24 protein-coding genes are annotated in these 22,725 nt (G+C 72.2%); 12 read left to right on the top strand and 12 right to left on the bottom strand.

Annotated features, from left to right (window positions below; translation table 11 throughout):
• Positions 1-92: 92 nt before the first annotated feature.
• Entirely contained in the window at positions 93-1,403 is a 1,311-nt protein-coding gene (locus tag EJF31_RS17030; protein ID WP_125038316.1) for a hypothetical protein, read from the top strand.
• On the opposite strand, the gene EJF31_RS17025 is transcribed toward EJF31_RS17030, so the two are convergent.
• Positions 1,400-1,696 (bottom strand): WXG100 family type VII secretion target, encoded by a 297-nt coding sequence (locus EJF31_RS17025; protein WP_125038315.1) that lies wholly within the window; start codon positions 1,694-1,696, stop codon positions 1,400-1,402. The genes EJF31_RS17030 and EJF31_RS17025 overlap by 4 nt on opposite strands.
• Positions 1,693-2,010 (bottom strand): WXG100 family type VII secretion target, encoded by a 318-nt coding sequence (locus EJF31_RS17020; protein ID WP_125038314.1) that lies wholly within the window; start codon positions 2,008-2,010, stop codon positions 1,693-1,695. Before EJF31_RS17020 ends, EJF31_RS17025 begins: the two co-directional genes overlap by 4 nt.
• A 179-nt stretch (positions 2,011-2,189) precedes the next feature.
• On the opposite strand from EJF31_RS17020, the gene EJF31_RS17015 reads away from it, so the two are divergent.
• Complete coding sequence (locus EJF31_RS17015; protein ID WP_221767622.1) at positions 2,190-2,678, top strand: DUF4234 domain-containing protein; 489 nt, start codon at positions 2,190-2,192, stop codon at positions 2,676-2,678.
• 64 nt (positions 2,679-2,742) lie between these two features.
• Here EJF31_RS17015 and EJF31_RS17010 read toward each other — a convergent pair whose 3' ends face one another.
• Positions 2,743-3,471, bottom strand: a complete 729-nt coding sequence (locus EJF31_RS17010; RefSeq protein WP_125038313.1) for a FadR/GntR family transcriptional regulator — start codon at positions 3,469-3,471, stop codon at positions 2,743-2,745.
• Positions 3,472-3,614: 143 nt separating this feature from the next.
• Here EJF31_RS17010 and EJF31_RS17005 point away from each other — a divergent pair, with 143 nt between their 5' ends.
• Entirely contained in the window at positions 3,615-4,130 is a 516-nt protein-coding gene (locus EJF31_RS17005) for a gluconokinase (protein WP_125038312.1), read from the top strand.
• Positions 4,130-5,539, top strand: coding sequence for a GntP family permease (locus EJF31_RS17000; protein WP_125038311.1), 1,410 nt, complete (start codon positions 4,130-4,132; stop codon positions 5,537-5,539). The genes EJF31_RS17005 and EJF31_RS17000 overlap by 1 nt, the downstream gene beginning before the upstream one ends.
• A gap of 29 nt (positions 5,540-5,568) precedes the next feature.
• Here the strand turns inward: EJF31_RS17000 and EJF31_RS16995 are convergent, their stop codons facing one another.
• Entirely contained in the window at positions 5,569-5,964 is a 396-nt protein-coding gene (locus EJF31_RS16995; RefSeq protein ID WP_125038310.1) for a hypothetical protein, read from the bottom strand.
• Positions 5,965-6,032: 68 nt separating this feature from the next.
• Complete coding sequence (glgA, locus tag EJF31_RS16990; RefSeq protein WP_125038309.1) at positions 6,033-7,223, bottom strand: glycogen synthase; 1,191 nt, start codon at positions 7,221-7,223, stop codon at positions 6,033-6,035.
• A gap of 53 nt (positions 7,224-7,276) precedes the next feature.
• Here glgA and glgC point away from each other — a divergent pair, with 53 nt between their 5' ends.
• Positions 7,277-8,533, top strand: a complete 1,257-nt coding sequence (glgC, locus tag EJF31_RS16985; protein ID WP_125038308.1) for a glucose-1-phosphate adenylyltransferase — start codon at positions 7,277-7,279, stop codon at positions 8,531-8,533.
• Position 8,534: 1 nt separating this feature from the next.
• Here glgC and EJF31_RS16980 read toward each other — a convergent pair whose 3' ends face one another.
• Positions 8,535-9,113 (bottom strand): mismatch-specific DNA-glycosylase, encoded by a 579-nt coding sequence (locus tag EJF31_RS16980; protein WP_125038307.1) that lies wholly within the window; start codon positions 9,111-9,113, stop codon positions 8,535-8,537.
• Positions 9,114-9,170: 57 nt separating this feature from the next.
• Here EJF31_RS16980 and EJF31_RS16975 point away from each other — a divergent pair, with 57 nt between their 5' ends.
• On the top strand, positions 9,171-9,659 hold the full coding sequence (locus EJF31_RS16975) for a hypothetical protein (RefSeq protein ID WP_125038306.1): 489 nt from the start codon (positions 9,171-9,173) through the stop codon (positions 9,657-9,659).
• Positions 9,660-9,671: 12 nt separating this feature from the next.
• Here the strand turns inward: EJF31_RS16975 and EJF31_RS16970 are convergent, their stop codons facing one another.
• On the bottom strand, positions 9,672-10,916 hold the full coding sequence (locus tag EJF31_RS16970; RefSeq protein WP_125038305.1) for a phosphodiester glycosidase family protein: 1,245 nt from the start codon (positions 10,914-10,916) through the stop codon (positions 9,672-9,674).
• Positions 10,917-11,008: 92 nt separating this feature from the next.
• On the opposite strand from EJF31_RS16970, the gene EJF31_RS16965 reads away from it, so the two are divergent.
• Together EJF31_RS16965 and EJF31_RS16960 are read left to right on the top strand one after the other, a co-directional pair.
• Positions 11,009-12,175 (top strand): site-specific DNA-methyltransferase, encoded by a 1,167-nt coding sequence (locus tag EJF31_RS16965; RefSeq protein ID WP_125038304.1) that lies wholly within the window; start codon positions 11,009-11,011, stop codon positions 12,173-12,175.
• Positions 12,176-12,186: 11 nt separating this feature from the next.
• A complete protein-coding gene (locus EJF31_RS16960; RefSeq protein WP_125038303.1) occupies positions 12,187-13,011 on the top strand; it encodes an oxidoreductase in 825 nt (274 codons plus the stop codon).
• On the opposite strand, the gene EJF31_RS16955 is transcribed toward EJF31_RS16960, so the two are convergent.
• Positions 13,008-14,411: a wax ester/triacylglycerol synthase family O-acyltransferase gene (locus tag EJF31_RS16955; protein WP_125038302.1), complete on the bottom strand. Its 1,404-nt coding sequence runs from the start codon at positions 14,409-14,411 to the stop codon at positions 13,008-13,010. The two genes, EJF31_RS16960 and EJF31_RS16955, sit on opposite strands and share 4 nt — an antisense overlap.
• A gap of 225 nt (positions 14,412-14,636) precedes the next feature.
• Between EJF31_RS16955 and EJF31_RS16950 the strand changes: the two genes are divergently transcribed.
• The 3 genes from EJF31_RS16950 to EJF31_RS16940 all read left to right on the top strand — a co-directional run bounded on the left by EJF31_RS16950 (position 14,637) and on the right by EJF31_RS16940 (position 17,263).
• A complete protein-coding gene (locus EJF31_RS16950) occupies positions 14,637-14,975 on the top strand; it encodes a hypothetical protein (RefSeq protein ID WP_125038301.1) in 339 nt (112 codons plus the stop codon).
• Positions 14,976-15,036: 61 nt separating this feature from the next.
• The gene (locus tag EJF31_RS16945) at positions 15,037-16,137 is read left to right on the top strand and encodes an aromatic acid exporter family protein (protein WP_125038300.1); all 1,101 of its coding nucleotides are present in this window, start codon (positions 15,037-15,039) and stop codon (positions 16,135-16,137) included.
• A gap of 7 nt (positions 16,138-16,144) precedes the next feature.
• Complete coding sequence (locus tag EJF31_RS16940; RefSeq protein WP_221767621.1) at positions 16,145-17,263, top strand: DNA polymerase IV; 1,119 nt, start codon at positions 16,145-16,147, stop codon at positions 17,261-17,263.
• On the opposite strand, the gene EJF31_RS16935 is transcribed toward EJF31_RS16940, so the two are convergent.
• Complete coding sequence (locus EJF31_RS16935; RefSeq protein ID WP_221767620.1) at positions 17,260-18,393, bottom strand: glutamate--cysteine ligase; 1,134 nt, start codon at positions 18,391-18,393, stop codon at positions 17,260-17,262. The genes EJF31_RS16940 and EJF31_RS16935 overlap by 4 nt on opposite strands.
• Positions 18,394-18,436: 43 nt before the next feature.
• Between EJF31_RS16935 and EJF31_RS16930 the strand changes: the two genes are divergently transcribed.
• The gene (locus EJF31_RS16930) at positions 18,437-19,795 is read left to right on the top strand and encodes a threonine/serine exporter family protein (protein ID WP_125038298.1); all 1,359 of its coding nucleotides are present in this window, start codon (positions 18,437-18,439) and stop codon (positions 19,793-19,795) included.
• A gap of 1 nt (position 19,796) precedes the next feature.
• On the opposite strand, the gene EJF31_RS16925 is transcribed toward EJF31_RS16930, so the two are convergent.
• From EJF31_RS16925 to EJF31_RS16915, 3 genes are read right to left on the bottom strand one after another with little or no spacing between them, the layout of a single operon-like run.
• A complete protein-coding gene (locus EJF31_RS16925) occupies positions 19,797-20,330 on the bottom strand; it encodes a DUF402 domain-containing protein (protein ID WP_125038297.1) in 534 nt (177 codons plus the stop codon).
• Positions 20,331-20,342: 12 nt separating this feature from the next.
• Positions 20,343-21,185: an SDR family oxidoreductase gene (locus tag EJF31_RS16920; RefSeq protein ID WP_125038296.1), complete on the bottom strand. Its 843-nt coding sequence runs from the start codon at positions 21,183-21,185 to the stop codon at positions 20,343-20,345.
• Entirely contained in the window at positions 21,182-22,714 is a 1,533-nt protein-coding gene (locus tag EJF31_RS16915) for an NAD(P)/FAD-dependent oxidoreductase (protein WP_125038295.1), read from the bottom strand. The genes EJF31_RS16920 and EJF31_RS16915 overlap by 4 nt, the downstream gene beginning before the upstream one ends.
• Positions 22,715-22,725 lie beyond the last annotated feature (11 nt).

Genomic DNA, 22,725 nt, shown 5'->3' with positions numbered 1-22,725 from the left:
CTGACGATGTCGGCATCCCGACGTACCCTTCCTCCCAGAGCCATCGGGGGCTTTCGGGAGGGCCTTCGTGGGGGAGGCCGAAGGAGGGGCTCGTGCGTCGAGCAGTGGTGCTGGTCATCGGAGCGGTCGTGGCTGCGGTCATGTCCGTGGGCGCTGCGTCACCGGCCTCCGCCGACACGACCGTCGTGGTCCGCGGCTTCGCCTTCCCCGACGCCTACAACAGCCTGGCCATCGTCGGCTGCGCCGGCCTCTACGACCGGGTCCCCGAGCCGATTCCGACCTTCCTCAGCCGCGGCGACGGCGCCCCCGCGGGCGAGCGCAGCCTCAAGTACGACCTCGCCGGCGGCAACGCCGTCGGCTCCCAGCACCGGGTCGCCTCGCTGGCCGCGACCACCGTCGCCGGCCTGTCGCTCGCGGCGCCGTCGGGCACCACCGGTGTCGCGTACGTCGGCTACCAGCCGCCCGCCGACCGCGACTCCGACCGGATCTGGGTCGGCCGCGCCGAGCTGTCCGCCGCCCCCGGTGGCTGGCGGCCGGTCGATGTCACCGGCCTGACCTACACGTGGAGCCACGTCGACGCCGTCACCCACGCGCCCGTGCCGCCGCGGGCCACCGACCTGCCGGCGCCCGGGAGCGCCACGGTCACCGACTTCATGGCCACCCAGGGCGGTGACGGCCAGGGGTTCTACGCGATCGGCTTCGGCTGCGACGGCAACCCGTTCAAGATCGACGCGCTGCGGATCGGCGGCCCGGCCGGCGTGACGACGTACGACCTCGAGGGCTACACCTCGGTCACGGACATCGCCGCCTCCGGTCCCTCCGTCGTCGTCGGCGACGCCGTGCGCCTCGACGGCACGCTGCTGTCCGGGTCCGGTGCGCCCGTCCCCGAGGGGCTGCTGGTGCTGGAGGCGCAGCCGTTCGGGGCCAAGGCCTTCTCGCCGGTCGAGGGGTCCGAGGTGCGCGGCGGCCACGCGACGCTGACCGTGCAGCCCACGACCCGCACCCTCTACCGCTGGCGCTTCCTCGGCAGCTCCTCCACCGACGCCAGCACCTCCGCGCCCGTCGTGGTCGACGTGACGCCGCTCGTCACCGCCGACCGGCTGGCCGACCGTGACGGTGGCGTCCTGGTCACCGGCACCATGACTCCCGCCAAGGCCGGCGTCGTCGCGACGCTGTGGCGCCTCACGGCCAAGCGCCCGGTGCAGGTCGGCTCGGCCCGGACCGACGCCGACGGCCGCTACGCCATCCCCGTCGCCGACACCCTCGGCGGCACCTGGCGCTACGTCGTCACCGTGCCCGCCACCGCCGGCAACCTCGCCGCCACGTCGCCGGCGCTCTCGATCGGCCCGCCCCCGGGGAGCCCGACCACGAGCGCACCCAGCCCGACCGACACCACCCGCTAGACGACCTGCTCCCACATCCGCTCGTTGGCCGAGGCGGCCGCGGTGTAGTTGTCCGCGGCGTCGGACGCGGCGCCGTGGAGCGCCCGCAGCGCCTCGCGCATCCGGGCGAAGCCGTGCTCCCACCGGGCCTGGGCGGTCAGGTGCGCGTCGGCCGCCAGGCCATCCCAGGTGCCGTGGAGGGCGGCGACCCGGGCGCCGAGGTCGCTGGCGATCGCCTCGAAGGCCGTCTCGCAGGCGTCGACCCGGGCCACGACCCGACGCAGCTCGTCGAGGTCGACCCCGAAGCCGCTCATCCGAGCCCACCCAGCCGTGCGGCGAGGCGCGTGGTCCGGTCGACCGAGGCGTCGTCCTGCCGGACCAGCCCGTCGTGGGCGGCCTCGAGGAGCTCGGCCATCCCGGCGAGGGCCGCGATGGCCTCGTCGGCGCCCTCGCACCACTCGGTCCAGGCCTTACCGAACGCGGTCGCGGCCGCGCCGGTCCAGGCGCCGTCGAGCAGTCCCGTGACGTCCCGGTCGAGCCGCCGTCGCCGCTCGTCGAGGTCGAGGGACGCGGTGCGGACGTCGGACACGCCCGTGTCGAAGGCGGTGTGGTCCAGGGCGATGGTCATGAGGTCTCCCGCGAGGTCGTCGTCACCGACAGCCTGCCCGGTCCGACGCCGCCGCCAACCCGTCCGGACCGCGCCTGTGGATAACCGGGATTCGGCACCGCCGCGGGAGGCGCGGCCATAGATTCCTCGCGCAGCCGTCCCGCGAGGGACACCAACTCCAGGGGAACAGGAACCACCACATGTCCGAGACAACTCCGTCCGAGGTCCCGACCGGGGACGTCGCCGCGCCCGCACCGTCGTACGGCGCTCCCATGACGACCCCCATGACCGCGCCGCAGGCCGGGATGATGCCGATGGGCGCCACGCTCGGGGCGCCCGGCAAGGTCCGCTCGACCGGCCTGTGCATCCTGCTGGCGATCGTCACGTTCGGCATCTACTCGCTCGTGTGGTTCTACAAGACCCACGACGAGATGAAGCGCCACTCCGGGCAGGGCATGGGCGGCGCGCTCGCCCTGATCCTGGCGTTCTTCGTCGGCATCGTGATGCCCTACCTGACCTCCGGCGAGGTCGGCGGCCTCTACGAGCGCGCGGGCCGCGAGAAGCCGGTCTCCGCGATGACCGGCCTGTGGTACTTCCCCGGCGTCTTCATCCTGATCGGCCCGCTCGTGTGGTTCGTCAAGACCAACGGCGCGCTCAACGACTACTGGAAGTCCGTCGGCGCCGCCTGACCGCACCGACACCTCTTGACCGCCCGTCCGGGGTGGGGCTCGCGCCCCACGTCGGGCGGGCGGTTCAGCTCTGGTCGTTCTCCTGCTCCTCGCGCAGGGCGGCCGCGGCCTCGGCGATGATCGCGCGCATGGCCGTCTCGGCGGCCTCGGCGTCACCGAGGCGTACGGCGCGGGCCACCTCGTCGTGCAGCGCGATCGCCTCGGGGTTCGGCCGGTGCGGCATCATCCCGTGGTGGGTCCGGCCGCTGAGGACCTCCTCCACGACGGAGTCCAGGGCGCTGAGCATCTCGTTGCCGCTGGCCTCCAGCAGCGTGCGGTGGAAGACCGTGTCGGCCAGCAGGTAGGAGTCCAGGTCGCCGTCGCGGCCGTGGACGACCATGTCGGAGACCGCCGCGGCCAGGATCCGGCACTGGTGCGGGTTGGCCCGCTCGGCCGCGAGCGCCGCCGCGACCGGCTCGATGCCACGCCGCAGCTCCGAGAGCGAGAGCAGCTGCTCGGTCCGGTCGTCGGAGTCCAGCCGCCACCGGATGACCCGCGGGTCGAAGACGTTCCACCGCGTCCGCGGCTGGATGGTGATGCCGACGCGTCGACGCGAGGCCACGAGCCCCATCGACTCCAGGACCCGGATCGCCTCGCGGGCCACACTGCGGGAGACGGCGTACGCCTGGCACAGGCCGTCGAGGGTGACCACCTGGCCGGCCGCGAGCTCACCCGACGCGATCCGGCCGCCGAGCGCGTCCAGGACGCCGGCGTGCTGGCCGAGCGACTGGCTATTCGAAGGGGTCGTCGTCACCCATACATCCTCGCACCAGGCCTGTGATGAGTGAAAGAACGGATAAATCTGAATCAAAGGGTTGCAAAAGTATGACTAATGCTTGCACCATGTGAGCGCAGCCACAGCCACAGTCATCGGCACCCGATCCGGAGGAACCCGTCATGTCCCAGCCACTCCTGGTCGTCATGGGTGTCTCCGGCTCCGGCAAGTCCACGGTCGGCGCCGCGCTGGCCCAGCGGTTCGGAGTCCCCTTCGAGGACGCCGACGACCTGCACCCCGCGGCCAACATCGCCAAGATGAGCGCCGGCCAGCCGCTCGACGACCTCGACCGCGAGCCCTGGCTCGAGCGGATCGGGGAGTGGCTGGCGACCCGGGCCGACGGCGGGGTCGTGAGCTGCTCGGCCCTCAAGCGGAGCTACCGCGACCACCTCCGCCGGCACGTGCCGGACCTGGGGTTCGTGCACCTCGAGGGCTCCCACGAGGTCATCGCCCGCCGCCAGGCCAGCCGCCCCGGCCACTTCATGCCGGCCTCGCTGCTGGCCTCGCAGTTCGCCACCCTCGAGCCCCTCGAGGCCGACGAGCGCGGCATCGTCGTCGACGTGGACCAGAGCGTCGACGCGATCGTCGAGCAGGCCGTCACCCGCATCACCCCCACCACCCCCGATGAGGAGAACTGATGTCCGCCCTGTCCGCCGTCCTGCCCCTGGCAGCCGCCCCGCTCGTCGAGCCGGTCGCGTCGGGTGCGCAGCTGATCACGGCCGCGCTCGTCGCCATCGCCCTGATCGTCGTGCTGATCACCGTCGCCAAGGTGCACCCCTTCCTGGCCCTGACCTTCGGCGCCATCACCGTCGGCGCGCTCGCCGGCCAGAACGTCCTGCCCAACGCCGACGGGCTCGGGGTGCTGACGTCCTTCGGCACCGGCTTCGGCGCGACCGCCTCGGGCGTGGGCATCCTGATCGGCCTGGGCGCGATGTTCGCCAAGCTGCTCGCGGACTCCGGCGGCGCCGACCAGATCGTCGACACGATCGTCGGGCACGCCTCGCCGCGCACGCTCCCGTGGGCGATGGCCCTGGTCGGCGCGATCATCGGCCTGCCGATGTTCTTCGAGATCGGCCTCGTCCTGCTGATGCCCGTCATCTACCTCGTCGCCCGCCGCGCGCAGGTCTCGCTCATCACCGTCGGCATCCCGGCGCTGGCCGGCCTGTCGGCCATGCACGGGCTGGTCCCGCCGCACCCCGGTCCGCTGACCGCGATCGGCTACCTCGGCGCCGACCTCGGAGTCACCCTGGCCATGGGCGTCCTCGTCGCGATCCCGACCGTGATCGTCTCCGGTCCGCTCTTCGGCCGGATCGCGGGCCGCTGGGTCGACGTACCCGCGCCGCACACCTTCGACGCCGACCGTGAGGCCGACGCCCAGCGTCCGTCGTTCGCGGTCACGATGTTCAGCGTCCTGCTGCCGGTCGCGCTGATGCTCGGCAAGGCCCTCGTCGACATCTTCATCGACGACTCGACCCAGACCTTCCGCCAGGTCTTCGACCTGCTCGGGACGCCGCTCGTCGCGCTCCTGATCGCCGTCGTCGTCGCGATGTTCACCCTCGGTCGCGGCGCCGGCATGGACCGCGCCCGGGTCAGCAAGACCCTCGAGGGCTCGCTGCCCGCGATCGCCGGCATCATCCTGATCGTGGCCGCCGGCGGTGGCTTCAAGCAGGTGCTGGTCGACACCGGCATCGGCACCCTGCTGGCCGACTGGGCCGCCGACAAGAACATCTCGGTGCTCCTGCTCGCCTGGGTGCTCGCCGTCCTGATCCGCCTCGCCACCGGCTCGGCGACCGTCGCGACCATCACGGCGTCCTCGCTGATGATCGGTCTGGTCGACGGTCTCAGCACCGGCGAGACCTCGCTGGTGGTGCTCGCCGTCGGCTCCGGCTCGGTGTTCTTCAGCCACGTCAACGACGCCGGCTTCTGGCTGGTCAAGGAGTACTTCGGGCTGTCGGTCGGCCAGACCCTCAAGACCTGGTCGCTGATGGAGACGATCCTGTCGGTCACCGGCCTGGTGTTCGTGCTGCTGCTCGGGATCGTGGTCTAGCCGGACGACGTCAGGGGGCTCGCCGCCGGTCAGGCGGCGAGCTCGTCCCGCGGCAACGCCACGATGGCCGTGTCGGTCGCCAGATGGACGACCTCGGCCGGAACCTCGGCGCTGCGGCAGGCGGCGTACAGGCTTCGTGCCCACGCCCGGTCATCGGCGGTGATCACGGCCGGTCCCGGGCGCGTGCGCAGGAAGGCGGCGCGCAAGTCAGCGAAGTGGCGCAGGACTTCGGCGAGACCGGACTCCCCGCCCGCGGACGGAGGGTCGGCGGCCTCGGTGATCTCGGTGAGCTGGGGCAGGGCCTCCCCGTCCGGGGTGAGGAACATCAGCCAGATGCTGTGCCCGGAGAACCCGAGGGGCTGCATCAGCGTTCGCCACGCCTCGTGGAGGTCGGCCTGGGTGTGGATCGGTGGTAGCTGCTTCATGCGGCCAGCCTGCCCCCGATCCGGATCGGACGTCGGAGGTCATCCACAGCCCCGGGCGGCGACGCTCCTCAGCCGCTGACCGAGCGGTAGACCTCGACGGTCCGCTCGGCGATCGCGCCCCAGCTGAACGCGTCGATCGCCCGCTGCCGGCCCGCCTTGCCCATCGCCGCCGCGCGCTCGGGGTCGGAGACGACCTCGTTGAGCGCGGCGGCGAAGTCGGCGACGTACTGGTCGGGGTCCAGCGGCGTGCCGGTGCCGTCGGTGGCCTGCTCGATCGGCACGAGCAGGCCGGTCTCGCCGTGCACGACGACCTCCGGGATGCCGCCGGTCGCGGTGGCCACGACGGCCGTCTCGCAGGCCATCGCCTCGAGGTTGACGATGCCGAGCGGCTCGTAGATCGAGGGGCACACGAACGCCGTGGCGTTGGTCAGCAGTGCGACGACGTCGGGTCGCGGCAGCATCTCCCGGATCCACACGACGCCCTGCCGGGTCTGCTTGAGCCCGTCGACCAGGGCGACCACCTCGGCCTCGATCTCGGGGGTGTCCGGGGCGCCCGCGCACAGCACGATCTGGACGTCGGGGGGCAGTTGCGCCACCGCCCGCAGGAACAGCGGCAGCCCCTTCTGGCGGGTGATCCGGCCGACGAACACCACCGACGGGCGGTCGGGGTCGACGCCGTGCGACCGCACCCGGTCGGGGTCGTGGACCGGCGCCCAGTCGTCGGTGTCGATGCCGTTGTGGACGACCTGGACCTTGCCGGGGTCGATGTCGGGGTAGGAGCGCAGCACGTCGTCGCGCATCGCCGAGGACACCGCGATCACGGTCGACGCGGCGAGGTAGGAGGTCTTCTCCACCCACGACGAGACGGCGTAGCCGCCGCCGAGCTGCTCGGCCTTCCACGGCCGCATCGGCTCGAGCGAGTGCGCGCTGATGACGTGCGGGACGCCGTACAGCAGGGAGGCCAGGTGGCCGGCGAAGTTGGCGTACCAGGTGTGGGAGTGGACCAGGTCGGTGCCGGCGCAGCCGTCGGCGATCGACAGGTCGACACCCAGCGTCTTGAGGGCCCCGTTGGCCGAGGCGAGCTCGGCGTGGTCGGCGTACGACGACGTCAGTGCCTCGTCGCGCGGCGCGCCGAACGCGTGCACCCGGGTCTCGAGGTCGGACCGGCGCCGGAGCGCCCGGACGAGCTCGGCGACGTGCACCCCCGCGCCGCCGTAGATCTCGGGTGGGTACTCCTTGGACAACACGTCGACTCGCACGTCGATGAAACTACCCCTGCCGGGCGACGGTCCGACAGGGCTAGCGTGCAGCCATGACCGCATCGCGCAAGAAGGTCCTGGCCATCGTCCTCGCCGGTGGAGAGGGGAAGCGGCTGATGCCGCTGACCGCCGACCGTGCCAAACCGGGTGTCCCGTTCGGGGGCATCTACCGCCTGATCGACTTCGCGCTCTCCAACGTCGTCAACTCCGGCTACCTCCAGATCGTCGTGCTCACGCAGTACAAGTCGCACAGCCTGGACCGTCACGTCACCCAGACCTGGCGGATGTCGACGATGCTCGGCAACTACGTCACCCCGGTGCCGGCACAGCAGCGGGTCGGCAAGCACTGGTACCTCGGCAGCGCCGATGCGATCTTCCAGTCCCTCAACCTGCTGCGCGACGAGAAGCCCGACATCGTGGTCGTGGTCGGCGCCGACCACGTCTATCGCATGGACTTCTCGCAGATGGTCGACCAGCACGTCGAGAGCGGCGCGGCCTGCACCGTCGCCGCGATCCGCCAGCCGATCGGGATGGCCGACCAGTTCGGCGTCATCGACGTCCAGCCCGATGACCCGCGCAGGATCCGGGAGTTCCTGGAGAAGCCGACCGACCCGGTGGGCCTGCCCGACAGCCCCGGCGAGGTGCTGGCCTCGATGGGCAACTACGTCTTCGACGCCGACGCGCTGGTCGAGGCGGTGACCCGCGACGCGACCGAGGCGGGCTCCAAGCACGACATGGGTGGCGACATCGTCCCGGCGTTCGTGCGCCGTGACCAGGCCGGCGTCTACGACTTCAAGGACAATTCCGTGCCGGGTGCCACCGAGCGCGACCGCGGCTACTGGCGCGACGTCGGGACCATCGGGTCCTACTACGCCGCGCACATGGACCTCGTCTCGCCGCTGCCGGTCTTCAACCTCTACAACTTCGACTGGCCGATCTTCACCTCCTACGGCCCGCAGCCGCCGGTGAAGATCACGCCGGGGGAGGACGGCCACGCGTCGCGGACGCTGGAGTCGCTGCTCTCGCCCGGTGTCGTCATCAGCGGCGGCTCGGTGAACCGGTCGGTGCTCTCGCCGGCGGCGTTCATCGGCTCCGGCGCCGAGGTGACCGACGCGGTGCTGCTCAACGACGTGCGGATCGGGGCGGGCGCGATCGTGCGCAACGCGATCCTCGACAAGAACGTCGTGGTGCCGCCGGGCGCGCGGATCGGGGTCGACCCCGAGGAGGACCGGGCCCGCGGCTTCGTGGTCGAGGACGGGCTCACGATCCTAGGCAAGGACCAGACCTACCCGAGCATCGTGCCGGCCTGAGTCACAGAACTCCCGCGGCCCTCGCCGGGGCGGCATAGGCCTCGGCGAGGGACGCGACGTTCTCGTGGGCGTTGAGCCCGCTGGGGTTCGGCACCACCCACAGCTCGGCGCCGGCCAGCGGCTCGGGCTGGCGGCCGGGGACCGCCTTCGGGTGGCCGAAGGCGGAGCGGTACGCCGTGATCCCGAGGACCGCGACGACCTTCGGCGTCCGCTCGGCCACCAGCCGCGCCAGGGCCTCGCCTCCCTCGCGCAGCTCGGCGCGCCCGAGCTCGTCGGCGCGGGCCGTGGCGCGGCGGACGATGTTGGTGATCCCGATGCCGCGGGCCCGCAACCGGTCGCGGTCCTCGTCGGTCATGCCGGCCGACGGGTCGACCGGGTGCTCGAGGATGCCGGCCTGCAGCAGGGCGGGGTAGAAGCGGTTGACCGGGTGCGCGAAGTGGGTCTGGGTGGCCGCGGTCCACAGGCCGGGGTTGATGCCGACGAAGAGCAGGCGCAGGTCGTGCTGCGCGGGGTCCGGGAGCAGGTCCGGCACCTCCGCGTCGCGGAAGGACTCGAGCTCGGCGCGGGTGAAGCGGGGCACCGCTCGAGCCTAGGTGCCGGGGTGGAACCTCGCTCCGGGCGGTAGCGTCCGATCACCATGCGACGAACTCTCGGAACCCTGTCCCTCGGCCTGGCCCTGGCCGCGTCGGTGCTCACCGGCTGCGGTGACAGCGACCCCGGCCTCGCCCCCGACCCGGCTGCGCACTCGTCCTCGGCCACCGACGGCGCGGCCTTCGAGGCCCACGTGGTGGCGCTGCTGTCCCAGACCGGGGCCGGCGGGGCGACCTCCACGCAGGCGACGGTGCTCGGCGACGACGCGGCGGTCGCGGACTTCGCCGGGCAGTTCACGCGGGGCTCGCTGGGCGACCAGATCCGCGCGAAGGCCGGCTCGGCCCGGCTCGCCGGCGACCAGACCCTGGTGGCGGCCGTCGTCGCCGTCGGGTGCGACGTACCTCCTGGGGTGACGGTGACCCCGGGCGCCGAGGGCGTGGTCATCACGCCGCAGAAGGTGGCCAAGCCGAAGATGGAGTGCTTCGCGCCGGTCACCACCGTCGCGCTGGTGGCGGTGCCGTCCTCGGCGGTCTGACCGCCCGGGGCCCTACTGGGGCTTGGTGTAGGTCACCTCGACGGCGTTCGAGACCCAGCGCAGGAAGCCGTCGGAGGGCACGTTGACCACCGGCGTCGTGCCGTCGGGCTTCCTGGCGACCATCGTGGTGGAGCCGCCGCCGTCGAGGTTGAGCGCCTCGTCGGCGCCGAGGCTCTGCATCAGGTCGGCGAGCTCGACCATGGTGGCGCCGCGGCTGGACTTCTTGCGGCCGTCGACGGCCACGATCAGGACCTCATGGGTGTCGCGGTCGATCCCGATGGCGGTGCGCGGCGCCTTGTACTGGTCGTCGAGGGCCACGTCGACGCCCTCGCCGATGAGGACGTGGTTGCCGCTGATCGCCATCTGCGGGTGGCCCTCGAGGTGCCACGACGCCGCGACCTTCTGACCCTTCTGGAGGTGGCCGAGCTGCTGGGCGCCGTGGCCGCGGCCGATGAGCAGCAGGCCGTTGATCGCGGTGTCGTGCGGCAGCTTCTTCTTCGTGGCCACGACCCGTCCGTCGCGGACCAGGACCATCCGTACGCCGGTCGTCTGGCCGCGGGTGACGGCGTACCCGTCGGTGCGGCCCCAGGCCCGCGTGTAGATGCCGATGCCGTCGGGGTAGACGAAGGGCGAGTTGAAGTTCGTGACCTTCATGTCGGGGTGGTCGGTGAGCTCGGCGACCATGGGCAGCTGCCCGACCTGGGGCACGCCCTGGGCGTCGAAGTAGAACGAGGCGTTCCAGCCGCTGGTGCGGCCGTGGACGAGGCCGGACTCGCGGTCGCGGCCCAGGCCCAGCGGCGCGCCGGTGTGGCCGATGTCGTAGAAGTCGCCGTTGACGCCGCCGACCGCCCGGTCGACCTTGAGGATGTCCGGGACCGGTGCCGTGGAGCGGACCGAGCCCTTCTTGGCGTAGTCGATCCGGACCCCCGGCGTCTCCCAGCTCACCGCGAGCAGGTGCACCCGCATCGGGCCGCGGGCGTTGGTCTGGACCCACTTCGTGTAGGTGACACCCGGGGCGACCTGCCAGCCGGTCGGGTCGGTCGAGGTGGTCGAGGCGCGCAGGAAGGACGGGAGCGGTACGACGGGCGTGCCGAGGCCGCCGCCGCTGGACGTGGTCGGGTGCAGGACCCGGTGGTCGCCGGTGGCAGCCTCACCGCCGGGCGACTCAGGGTGGCGGGGCTGGGCGAGCGCCGGACCCGCGCCCACCAGGGCGAGGGCGGACAGGGTTGCGGTGAGGGCCGAGATCGATTGACGCACGCACCTCAGGCTAAGTCGGCCACCCGTCCCGGACCGGGAGGTGGCCGCCGTGTCCCCGCGGCCGCTGCGACCCGCGCACTAGGGTGCGAGCCGTGGACCAGCCGTGGAACAGCTTCATCGAGGGTGACAACCTCGACGTGCTGCCGCGCCTGGGCGAGCCCGTCGACCTGGTCTACATCGACCCGCCGTACAACACCGGCAACGACTTCGCCTACAACGACGACTTCCGGCACGGCGACGCCCGCCGGACCCGGCATGCGGCGTGGGTGGCGATGATGCGGCCGCGGCTGGAGGCGGCGCACGCGGCGATGGCCGACACCGGCGCGATCTTCGTCAGCATCGACGACAACGAGGTGGCGCACCTGCGGCTGCTGCTCGACGAGGTGTTCGGGGAGGACAACTTCCTGGCGCAGGTGGTGGTCAACCTCAATCCCAAGGGCCGGCAGCTGGGGGGAGGGTTCGCGACGAGCCACGAGTACCTCCTGGTCTATGCGAAGGACGCGCGCCGGACCCACCTCGACGCGACCACGACCGAGACCGTCGACGAGCGCGACTTCCCGCTGACCGAGGCCGACGGGCGGCGCTACCGGCACCTGCCGCTGCGCAACACCAACAAGAAGTTCAACCCGACGACGGCGCGGACCCTGCACTTCACGGTGTGGGGCAACGCCGAGACCGGGGAGGTGCGGACCGCGGAGTTCGAGGGCGCGACCGAGATCAGCCCGGTCTTCGGCGACGGCCGGCCGGCGGTCTGGCGCTGGTCTCGGCCGCTGATGGAGCAGCGTCCCGACGACCTGGTGTGCCGGATCGTGCGCAGCAAGGCCGGGCCGCGGATCGACGTGTTCCAGAAGGACTGGCTGCACCGCGACGGCGGCCGCCGCAAGAAGCTGCGCACCATCTGGCTGGCCGAGGAGGTCGGCTCCACCGACACCGCCGTCGCCGAGCTGAAGGCGATCGTCGGGCACGTCTTCGAGTCGCCGAAGCCGACCGGCCTGGTCCGGCGGGTGCTGCGGACGATGCCCGACGACGTCCTGGTCCTGGACTTCTTCGCCGGCAGCGGTACGACGGGTCACGCCGTCGCGCTGCAGAACGCCGAGGACGGCGGCACCCGGCGCTGCATCAGCATCAACTCCGCCGAGCCCACGCGCGAGGGGTCCAACGCCCGCAACGCCGGGCTGCTGACGGTCGCCGACATCACCCGGGCCCGGCTGCGCCGCGTCGCCGAGACACTGGGTGGTGGGCTCGCGGAGCTGGGGTGAAGGATGGCCCCATGACCTCCACGCGCGTAGCACTCGTCACCGGCGGCTCCAGCGGCATCGGTGAGCAGACGGCCCTCGGGCTCCGGAAGGCCGGCTTCGAGGTGTACGCCGTGGCGCGTCGCGTCGACCGGATGCTCGCCCTGGAGAAGGAGGGCATCACGACGTTCGCGATGGACGTCACCGACGACGCGTCGATGGTCGCCGGGATCGAGCGGATCCTCGCCGACCACGGGCGGATCGACGTCCTGGTCAACAACGCCGGGTACGGCTCCTACGGCGCGGTCGAGGACGTCCCGATCGACGAGGCACGCCGCCAGTTCGAGGTCAACGTCTTCGGCCTGGCCCGGCTCACCCAGCTGGTCACGCCGACGATGCGCGCGCAGGGGTCGGGGCGGATCATCAACATCTCCTCGATCGGCGGCAAGTTCTACGAGCCGCTGGGCGCGTGGTACCACGCCACGAAGTTCGCGGTGGAGGGCTTCAGCGACAGCCTCCGGATCGAGCTGTCGCCGTTCGGCATCGACGTCGTCATCATCGAGCCCGGTCCGATCCTCACCGAGTGGAACGAGATCTCGCGCCAGAGCCTGACCGAGACCAGCAAGGGCGGCGCCTACGAGCAGCAGGCCCGCAAGGTCCGGGCCGTCCTCGAGCGCGCCGACGGCAAGGCGATGGCCAGCTCGCCGCGGACTGTGGCGAAGAAGATCGTCAAGGCGACGTTGGCCCGCAACCCCCGCGCCCGCTACCCCGTCGGCAAAGGTGCGGGCACGATCCTGCGTGCGCGCAAGCTGCTCCCCGACGGGGCCTTCGACGTGATCGTGAAGCGGACCTACCTCTAGACCCCCGCCGCCTTCTCCAGCGCGCCGACCTCGTCGTCGAGGAAGGTCAGCAGCCGCTGGAGGTGCGGGACGGTGCGACGGCAGCCGGTCAGGCCGAAGGCCATGTGGCCGTCGTACGACGTGCAGGTGATGTTCAGCGCCATCCCGTTGATCGGGATGGACAGCGGGTAGGTGCCGAGGAGCTGCGCGCCGTTCCAGTAGTGCGTGGTCTTGGGACCGGGCACGTTGCTGATGATCAGGTTGTACGGCGGCCGCACGATGCCCTGCATCCGCAGGATCGGCGTGAGGATGGCCGGGGCCTGGCCGAGCGCGCTCATGGCAAGGATCTGGACCGGCGTCATCGACGACAGGCCCTCCTTGCCGTCCTGCATCGACTTGTGGATGCGGGCGAGCCGGTCGGCCGGGTCGTGGAGGTCGGTGGCGAGCTGGACCATGACCGAGCCGACCGCGTTGCCGCCGTCGGCCGAGGCGAGCTGCGACTGCTTGGCGTTGAGGCCGACCGGCACCATCGCGACCAGCGGCGCCTCGGGGAGGGCGTCGAGCTCGATGAGGTAGGTCCGCATCGCGCCCGCGCACATCGCGAGCACGACGTCGTTGAGCGTGGTGCCGGTGGCCTTGCCGATGGCGCGGAGCCGCTCGACCGGCCAGTCCTGGGCGGCGAAGCGGCGGGAGCCGGTGATGCTCTGGTTGAAGATCGTGCGCGGGGCGTAGAGGGACAGCGCGGAGGTCTCGTTGCGCAGGCCCTTGCTCAGGGTCTTGACGAGCGCTCCCGGCATGCCGGCGGCCTCGGCGGTGATGCCCAGCGCCGTGCGGAGCGCCTGGACGGGGATGTCGGAGAGGCTCTTCTCGGCCTTCTCGACCGCCTTGGTGCCGGACCGCGAGGGCCGCTTGCCCCACGGGGCCGGCATGTTGCGCTGGTCGGGGTCGGTGCTGAGCACGCTCTGCAGCAGCCGCATGGCCGAGACGCCGTCGACGAGCGCGTGGTGGGTCTTGGTGTACATCGCGACCCGGCCGTCGCGGAGCCCCTCGATGATGTGGGCCTCCCAGAGGGGACGCTCCCAGGCGAGGCGGGTGCTGTGCAGGCGGGAACAGAGCTCGAGCAGCTCGCGGACCCGGCCGGGCTTGGGCAGCGCGCTGTGCCGCACGTGGTGCTCGATGTCGAACTGCTCGTCGGGCTGCCACACGAGCTGCCCGGCGGTGCCGAGCGACCGGTGCGGGTGCTTGAGGAAGAGCGGCGCGATCTCCTCGACGTCGCGCATCTCCTCGAACATCTCGCGGACGTAGTTGCGGCCGGCGCCCTCGGGCTTCTTGAAGAGCTGGAGGCCGCCGACGTGCATGGGCATGTTCCGGTTCTCGGCGAGCAGGAACGCCGCCGAGGTCGGATCGATCGGTGTGACCACGAGAACCCCGTTTTCGCTAGTAGCGACCGATCCTCGCGGTTGGGGGCCGGTTGCCACAAGGGCAACGACGGAGGCCCGGATCGGTTCCGCCACCAGCCTTCCACAGCCACCCTCACGGACCGCCTCCTCAACAGCCCGGCTCCTGCCCTCCGCCGGCCGTCCGCGGCGCCGCCTAGCGTCGAAGACAGGCCGGAACTCGCCGGCCCACGACCCTCGGGGGAACCCATGAACAGGATGCTCGGAGCGGCCCTCGTGGCCGCCGCCTTCACCGCCGGCAGCTTCGGGGCCGGCGTGGCCGCCGGTGCCGCGTCCGGCGGGCAGGACGCCTACAAGCCGTTCGCCGACACCATCGTCGACATCACCGGCGACAAGGTGCACGGCTTCACGATCAAGCGGTACGACGGCTCGGAGCTGAGCCCGCCGACCGACTCGGAGGCTCGGGCCGAGTGCCGCGAGTACGACACCGAGCTCGACCGCACGCGGTGCCGGGTCGAGACGCGGGTCTGGTACCGCGATCTGGGCCAGACCAAGCGCGCCCTCAACTTCGCCAAGCACGGCAGCTGAGCCGGATCGCGGGCGGACCGACGCGACCGGAGGGAGGTGACCGCGTGGCAGGATCTGCGCCATGGAGCCCGGACCGCTCGACCGCATGTGGAGCCACGGCCGGACCTCCCTCCGCGCGCGGATCGCCCGCTGGCAGTCCAAGCGCTGGCAGATCGCGCAGTGTGCGCTCGCCGCCGGCGCGGCCTGGTTGGTCGCCTCGGACCTGCTCGGCCACCAGACACCGTTCTTCGCGCCCATCGCGGCGGTGGTCAGCCTCGGCACCTCCTACGGGCAGCGGCTGCGCCGCGTCGTGGAGGTCACCCTCGGTGTCGCCATCGGGGTGTTCCTGGCCGACGCGCTCGTCAACCAGGTCGGCTCGGGCTGGTGGCAGCTGAGCATCATCGTCGCGCTGGCGATGTCGACCGCCTTCCTGCTCGACGGCGGCCAGATCTTCGTCACCCAGGCGGCCGTCCAGTCGATCGTGGTCAGCACGCTGCTGCCCGACCCGGGGGCGGCGTTCACCCGGTGGACCGACGCCCTGATCGGCGGCGGCGTGGCCCTGGTCGCGGCGACCGTGGTGCCGGCCGCGCCGCTGCGGCGGCCCCGCGAGCAGGCGGCGGTGGTGGTGCGGAAGGTCGCCCAGCTGCTGCGGGCCGCGGGCGAGGTGATGGTCGACGGCGAGGTCGAGCGCGCGATGGCGCTGCTGGCCGACGCGCGGTCCACCGACTACCTCATCCGCGAGCTGCAGGCCGCGGCCGACGAAGGCCTGTCGGTGGTGGCCTCCAGCCCCTTCCGGGTCCGGCACAAGGGCAACCTGCGGCGGATGGTCGAGCTGGTCGACCCGCTCGACCGGTCGCTGCGGAGCACCCGCGTCCTGGTCCGGCAGACCGCCGTCGCGGCCTACCACCGGCGCCCGGTGCCGTCGTCCTACTCGCTGCTCGCGCTCGACCTGGCCGACGCTGCCGACCTGGTGGCCGAGGAGCTGCAGGCCGACCGGATGGCTGAGGCCGCTCGCCCGGCGCTGCTCGCGATCGGCGGGGCCTCCGGCGCGGTCGAGCGCACCGAGGAGCTGTCCTCCGAGGTGGTGCTCGCCCAGATCCGGTCGGTGGTCGTGGACCTCCTGCTGCTCACCGGGATGAGCCAGATCGAGTCCACCGACGCCCTGCCGCCGCCACCACGATGAGGGCCCGGTGAACGACCGGCCCCCGGGCCAGGCGTGGGTGCTGCACGTCGACCTCGACCAGTTCATCGCGGCCGTGGAGGTGCTGCGCCGCCCCGAGCTGGCCGGCCTGCCGGTCGTCGTCGGTGGCCGCGGAGACCCGACGGAGCGCGGCGTGGTGGCGACCGCGTCGTACGAGGCACGGGCGTTCGGGGTCGGCTCCGGCATGCCGCTGCGCGTCGCGGCACGCAAGTGCCCCGACGCGGTGTTCCTGCCGGCCGACCGCGCGGCCTACGACGAGGCGTCCGCCGAGGTGATGGCGACCCTGCGGTCCCTGGAGTGGGGCGGCGTGCCGGTCGTCGTCGAGGTGCTCGGCTGGGACGAGGCGTTCGTGGCGGCCGGGTCGGGTGCCATGGGTGAGGGGGAGGGGGGTGGGTCCCCCCAGGCAGCAGCGGCGCTCGACCCCCGCGAGTTCGCCGGGGAGATCCGGGCGCGGGTGCTGGAGGCGACCGGGCTGCACTGCTCGGTGGGCATCGGCGACAACAAGCTGCGGGCCAAGATCGCCACCGACTTCGGCAAGCCCCGCGGGGTGTGGCAGCTGACGGCGGAGACGTGGTTCGAGGTGATGGGCGACCGGCCCACCGACGCGCTGTGGGGGATCGGCCGCAAGACGCAGAAGAGGCTCGCGGCGCTCGGGATCGACACGGTGAGCCAGCTCGCGGAGTCCGACGTGCGGGTGCTGGCGGCGGAGCTGGGGCCGACGATGGGGCCGTGGTACCACCGGCTCGGCCGGGGCGCGGACGCCAGCCGGGTGGACGCGACGCCGTGGGTGCCGCGGGCGCACGGCCGCGAGGCGACCTTCCAGGAGGACCTCGAGGACTGGGCCCGGATCGCCGAGGAGGTGCGCGCCCTGACGCAGCGGGTCGTGGCCGACATCGACCGCGAGGGCCGGCCGGCGGCGCGGGTGGGGATCAAGGTCCGGTTCGCGCCGTTCATCACGGTCAGCCGCAGCCTGACGCTTCCGGCGCCGACCAACGACCCTGAGGTGCTGGCCGACGCGGCGGTCGAGCTGCTCGACCGGGTCGAGCACGACCGGGCGGTGCGGCTCCTGGGCGTGCGGCTGGAGATGGTCGAGCCCGAGGAGGGCTAGCAGCCCAGCCCGACCCGGAGCTCCCGCACGACGGAGTCGACCACCGCCACCAGGTCGCCGCCGGTGGCGGCGGCGACGGCGCGCTGGCGCTGGTACGACGCGCCCCGCTCCGGGATCGCGGCCACGGAGGCGAGCTCGTCGAGGCAGCCGAGCCGGGCCGCGACCGGCTCCAGCCGGACCAGCAGGTCGGCGAGGTCCTCGGTGACCAGCCGCTCGGTGTTGGCGGCGTCGAGGACCACGATCGCGTCGAGGCCGTAGCGGGCCGCGCGCCACTTGTTCTCCTGCACGTGCCACGGCGGCATGGTGGGGAGGGTCTCGCCGGCCGCGAGGCGCGTGTCGAGGTCCACGACGAGGCAGTGCATCAGGGCGACGAGCCCGGCGAGGTCCTCGAAGGAGGAGACGCCGTCGCAGATCCGGTTCTCCAGCGTGCCGAGGTGGGTGGCCGGACGGACGTCCCAGCGGATCTCGGACAGCTCGTCGATGACACCCGTCACCAGGTGGTCGGTCGCGAACGCCTCGAACTCCGCCCACGTCGCGAACTGGAACGGCAGCCCCGCGGTCGGCAGCTGCTGGAACATCAGGGCCCGGTTGGAGGCGTAGCCGGTGTCGACGCCGGCCCAGATCGGCGAGGACGCCGACAGGGCGAGCAGGTGGGGGTAGTGGTTGAGCAGCGAGGACAGCACCGGCATCACCCGCTCCCGCTCGGGCAGGCCGACGTGCACGTGCACGCCCCAGATCAGCATCTGCCGGCCCCACCACTGGGTCCGGTTGATCAGCTCCTCGTAGCGGTGCCCCTCGGTGAGCTGCTGGTGGCTCCACGACGCGAACGGGTGGGTGCCGCCGCCGTACAGGTCCACGCCCAGCCCGTCGGCCACGGGCACGACCGCCTCGAGGGTACGGCGGAGGTCGGCCACCGCCTCGGGAACGGTCCGGCAGACGCCCGTGACCACCTCGACGGTGTTGCGCAGCAGCTCCTTGTGCAGCTTGCCCGGGTCGGGCAGCACCGGGCCGGCCGCGGCGAACAGGTCGGAGGCCGAGTTGGCCAGGTCGCGGGTCGTGGTGTCGACCAGCGCGAACTCCCACTCCACCCCGATCGTGGGCTCGAGGGAGCCGTGGAAGTCGATGCGCACCCCGCAAGCGAAGCACACGCGGGTCCTTGGGAACATGGCGCACATGCTGGAGGCACGCGCTCTGAACCTGACCCTCGACTTCTGCCTCCGCGTCGGCGAGATCCTGCTGTCCTCCGGCGCCGGCGCCGCCGACGTGACGGCCACCATGCAGTCGCTCGCCTGGCAGCTCGGGGTCCGCCACCCCGACCTCGACGTCACGTTCACGTCGCTGTCGATGAGCTTCCAGCCCAGCCCCGAGGAACCCGCGCTCTTCCAGATCCGGCAGGTCAAGCAGCGCGACATCGACTACGAGGACCTCACCCAGGTCGACCACCTGGTCCGCGACGTCCTCAGCGACCGCGTCGACCTCATGGAGGCCCGGGCCCGCCTGGCCCGGATCGTCTCCAGCGGCCACAACACCCCGCGCTGGGCGGTCACCCTCGGCTGGGGCGTGATGTGCGGCGGCGTCGGCCTGCTCCTCGGCGGCAGCGGCTGGGTGATCGCGATCGCCTTCGTCGCGGCCGTCTGCATCGACCGGCTCCAGCACGTGATGGCCCGGCGCCGGGTGCCGTTCTTCTACCGCCAGGTCGCCGGCGGCGGGGTCGCCACGATCCTCGCGGTCCTCGCCACCGCCACCCACCTGGGCGTCGACGCGTCCCTGGTCGTGACCGCCAACATCGTCATGCTGCTCGCGGGGATCGGGTTCATGGGCGCCCTCCAGGACGCCCTGTCCGGCTTCTACGTCACCGCCGGCGCCCGGCTCACCGAGGCGCTGCTGGCCACCGCCGGCATCATCGCCGGTGTCAGCGGCGGCCTCAGCCTCGGCTCGTTCTTCGGCGTCGAGGTGGGCCGCCTCGACCCCGGACGCGCGGACTTCAAGAGCGTCACGGTGATGGCCGTCGGGTCGGCGATCTGTGCGGCCGCCTTCGCGTTCGCGTGCTACGCCCCGGTCCGGATCATCGCGCCGATCGCGCTCATCGCCTCGGTCTCGATCGTGATCAGCCAGGCCATCGCCCTGCAGGGGTTCAGCGTCGCGTGGTCGACCGCGGTGGCGGCGTTCTTCATCGGTCTCGTCGGCTACCCGGTGGCCGGCCGGTTCCGGGTGCCGCCGCTCGTCGTCGTGGTCTCGGCCGTGGTCCCGATGCTGCCCGGTCTCTCGATCTACCGCGGCCTGGCGCTGCTCGCCGAGGGCGGCGCCAGCAGCTCCGACGGGCTGCTCGCGATGGCCGCGGCGGCCTCGATCGCGATCGCGCTGTCCTCCGGCGTGATCCTCGGTGAGTACGTCGCCCAGCCGCTCGGCCGCGAGGCGCAGAAGCTCGAGGGCCGGCTGGCCGGTCCCCGCCTCGTCGGGCCGCTCCGCACCCGCACCGGTCGCACGGCCCGGCGCTCGCGACGCCCGGACGCCGAGGTCGACAGCCCCTAGGTCACCGGGCGGCGAGCAGCTCCAGCCAGGCCGCGGCCGTCCCGTCGTACGGCGCCTCGCCGGCGGTGACCGCCGCCTGCACGCGGTCGCAGGACGTCATCGCGAGCCGGGCGACCTCGTCGGGGTAGCCGAACGCCACCCGGTGCTCGGCGAACTCGTCCTCGTCGTCGACCCACACCCGCCCGGTCGGCCCGCACACCACGTCGAGGTCGAGGTCGACGGCGCGCAGCACCGGTCCGTCCCAGACCGGCGGGGTCGTCATGTCGACGTACACGCGCACCGGCCCGCCCCGGGCGTGGAAGGTCGCCAGCCAGCCGCGCGACTCGTCGGGCAGGGTCGGCGCGGGCACCAGCCCGACCTGGTCGACCTGGGCGACGTACTCCGCCCCGGGGCGCGACATGAACGTGCCGCCGGGGATGCCGACCCAGTCGCCGTGGTGGTCGCTGCCGAGCAGCACCCCGTCGAACTCCCAGTGGGCACGATCGCCCCACTTGGTCATCACGAACCGGACGGCGTCACCGGGCTGCGGGCTCACGCCCGAGGTGTATCAGACGATCGTGGCCTTCGGCGGGACGACCTTCTGCGACACCTTCGCGATCACGTCCTGGTAGCGCGACCCGGTCAACTTGGCGAACGTGTGCAGCGCGTGGGCGTCCAGCCCGACCAGCACCCGCGCCTTGTTGCCGAGGATGCCCTTGACGATGATCTCGGCGGCCCGCTCGGGGGTCATCTTCGCGAGCTTCTCGTCGAAGAGCCGGGCGGTCGCCTCCTTGTCCTCGCTCGCGGAGACGCGGGCGTTGCGGGCGATCGCGGTCTTGATGCCGCCCGGGTGCACCGAGGTGACGCCGACGTGGTGGCCGGCGATCAGCATCTCCTCGCGGAGCGCCTCGGTCAGGCCGCGGACGGCGTACTTGGTCGCGTTGTAGGCGCTCTGCCCGGGCATCGAGATCAGCCCGAACAGCGAGGACAGGTTGACCACGTGCCCGTCGCCGGAGGCGATCAGGTGCGGCAGGAACTCCTTGGTGCCGTGCACGACGCCCCAGAAGTTGACCCCGACGATCCAGTCCATGTCCTCGTAGGTCAGCTCGACGAGGTCGCCGGCCAGCGCGACACCGGCGTTGTTGATGACCACGTTGACCCGGCCGAACTGATCGGCCACGGCGGCGGCGTACGACGCGAACGCGTCGCGGTCGGCCACGTCGAGGCGGTCGCTGCGCACCTCGCGGGCGCCGGCGGCCTTGACCAGGTCGACGGTCTCGGCGAGCCCGGCCTCGTCGACGTCGGAGAGCGCGAGCAGCGAGCCCTTCTGTGCGAGGTTCAGCGCCAGCGCGCGGCCGATGCCGGACCCGGCACCGGTGATCACGACCACCTTGTCGTCGAGCGTCTTCATACGGTCACTTCCTCACGGGTGGGGACGGACGGGGCAGGGGCTGCGGTCACGTCGTACGCCGCGACGTCGAAGGACGCCAGCAGCCGGCGGAACGCGACGGTGGTGCGGGGCCACAGGACGGTGTTGCGGCCGTGGTCGTCGAGGTACCAGCTGGCGCAGCCGCCGGTGTTCCACACGGTGCGCTGCATCCGGCGCTGCACGTCGGCGTTCCACGCGTCGGTGGCGGCGCGGGTGGGCTCGACGGTGCCGTAGCGGTGGGCCTCCATGGTGGCCACGGCCGCGCGGAGGTACTCCACCTGCGCCTCGATGATGAAGACCATGCTCGAGTGTCCCAGCCCGGTGTTGGGCCCGACCAGCATGAAGAAGTTGGGGAAGTCCGGGACGGTCGTGCCCTTGTACGCCGCCATGCCGGTCTCGCGCCACTGGTCGGCCAGGGTCGTGCCCGACCGGCCCGCGATGTGCTCGGTGATCGGCAGCTCGGTGGTGTGGAAGCCGGTCGCGACGACGAGGACGTCGATCTCGCGCTCGGTGCCGTCGGCGGTCACGATCGAGCGGTCGGTGACCCGGGCGATCCGGTCGGTGACCAGGTCGCAGTTCTCGGCGGCCAGCGCGGGGTAGTAGGTGTTGGAGATCAGGATCCGCTTGCAGCCGATCTCGAACTCCGGGGTGACCTTCGCGCGCAGCTCGGGGTCGCTGATGCCCTTGGCGATGTTGCCGAGCGCGAGCTTCTTGGCGGGCAGGGCCAGCTTCGGCTGCCGCGTGAAGCCCGGCACGTAGGTCTCGCGGCCCCAGTAGATCGCCGAGCGGTAGAGCTTCTGCAGGCCCGGCAGGTGCCGCAGCGCGGCCTTCTCGAGCCGGCCGTAGCGGCGGTCGTTGCGGGGCAGGACGTAGGGCGCGGTGCGCTGGTAGACGTCGAGGTGGCCCACGACCTCCTGCAGCTTCGGGACGATCTGGATCGCGGAGGCGCCGGTGCCGATCACGGCCACCCGCTTGCCGGCCAGGTCGACCGAGTGGTCCCAGCGCGCGGAGTGGAAGACCTCGCCGCGGAAGTCCTCGATGCCCTCGATGTCGGGCAGCTTCGGCTCGGACAGGCCGCCGGCGCCGACGACCAGGGTCGTGGAGCGGACCGTCTCGCGACCGTGGTCGCCCTCGATCTCGCTCACCCAGGCCCCGGCCGCGTCGTCCCAGGCGCCGGAGACGAAGGAGGTGTGGAAGCGGAAGCGGTCCAGCACGCCCGCGTCCCGGGCGACCTTCTGGATGTAGGCGTGGATCTCCGGCTGGGGGGAGAAGCTCATCGACCAGTCGGGGTTGGGCGCGAAGGAGTAGCTGTAGAGCTGGCTCGGCACGTCGCAGGCCGCACCCGGGTAGGTGTTGTCGCGCCAGGTGCCGCCGACGTCGGCGCCCTTCTCGATGACGAGGAAGTCGGTCTCGCCGTCCTCCTGCAGCTTGATCGCCGCACACAGGCCGGCGAAGCCCGCTCCCACGATCAGGTGCTTGACCGTGGTGGACTGGTCCGTGTCGAGGGTCATGCCCCGACGGT

Origin of the sequence: Nocardioides sp. LS1, from assembly GCF_003865225.1 — a bacterium.
Classification (GTDB): domain Bacteria; phylum Actinomycetota; class Actinomycetes; order Propionibacteriales; family Nocardioidaceae; genus Nocardioides; species Nocardioides ginsengisegetis.
The sequence above is the reverse complement of the archived record's forward strand: the minus strand, read 5'-3'. Positions and strand labels throughout refer to the sequence as shown.

Bases quoted from the DNA above. Each gene is read 5' to 3' on its own strand.
- EJF31_RS17025 (WP_125038315.1), bottom strand. From the start codon at position 1,696: ATGAGCGGCTTCGGGGTCGACCTCGACGAGCTGCGTCGGGTCGTGGCC.
- EJF31_RS17020 (WP_125038314.1), bottom strand. From the start codon at position 2,010: ATGACCATCGCCCTGGACCACACCGCCTTCGACACGGGCGTGTCCGAC.
- EJF31_RS17015 (WP_221767622.1), top strand. From the start codon at position 2,190: ATGTCCGAGACAACTCCGTCCGAGGTCCCGACCGGGGACGTCGCCGCG.
- EJF31_RS17005 (WP_125038312.1), top strand. From the start codon at position 3,615: ATGTCCCAGCCACTCCTGGTCGTCATGGGTGTCTCCGGCTCCGGCAAG.
- EJF31_RS17000 (WP_125038311.1), top strand. From the start codon at position 4,130: ATGTCCGCCCTGTCCGCCGTCCTGCCCCTGGCAGCCGCCCCGCTCGTC.
- EJF31_RS16995 (WP_125038310.1), bottom strand. From the start codon at position 5,964: ATGAAGCAGCTACCACCGATCCACACCCAGGCCGACCTCCACGAGGCG.
- glgC (WP_125038308.1), top strand. From the start codon at position 7,277: ATGACCGCATCGCGCAAGAAGGTCCTGGCCATCGTCCTCGCCGGTGGA.
- EJF31_RS16975 (WP_125038306.1), top strand. From the start codon at position 9,171: ATGCGACGAACTCTCGGAACCCTGTCCCTCGGCCTGGCCCTGGCCGCG.
- EJF31_RS16960 (WP_125038303.1), top strand. From the start codon at position 12,187: ATGACCTCCACGCGCGTAGCACTCGTCACCGGCGGCTCCAGCGGCATC.
- EJF31_RS16950 (WP_125038301.1), top strand. From the start codon at position 14,637: ATGAACAGGATGCTCGGAGCGGCCCTCGTGGCCGCCGCCTTCACCGCC.
- EJF31_RS16945 (WP_125038300.1), top strand. From the start codon at position 15,037: ATGGAGCCCGGACCGCTCGACCGCATGTGGAGCCACGGCCGGACCTCC.
- EJF31_RS16930 (WP_125038298.1), top strand. From the start codon at position 18,437: ATGCTGGAGGCACGCGCTCTGAACCTGACCCTCGACTTCTGCCTCCGC.
- EJF31_RS16920 (WP_125038296.1), bottom strand. From the start codon at position 21,185: ATGAAGACGCTCGACGACAAGGTGGTCGTGATCACCGGTGCCGGGTCC.
- EJF31_RS16915 (WP_125038295.1), bottom strand. From the start codon at position 22,714: ATGACCCTCGACACGGACCAGTCCACCACGGTCAAGCACCTGATCGTG.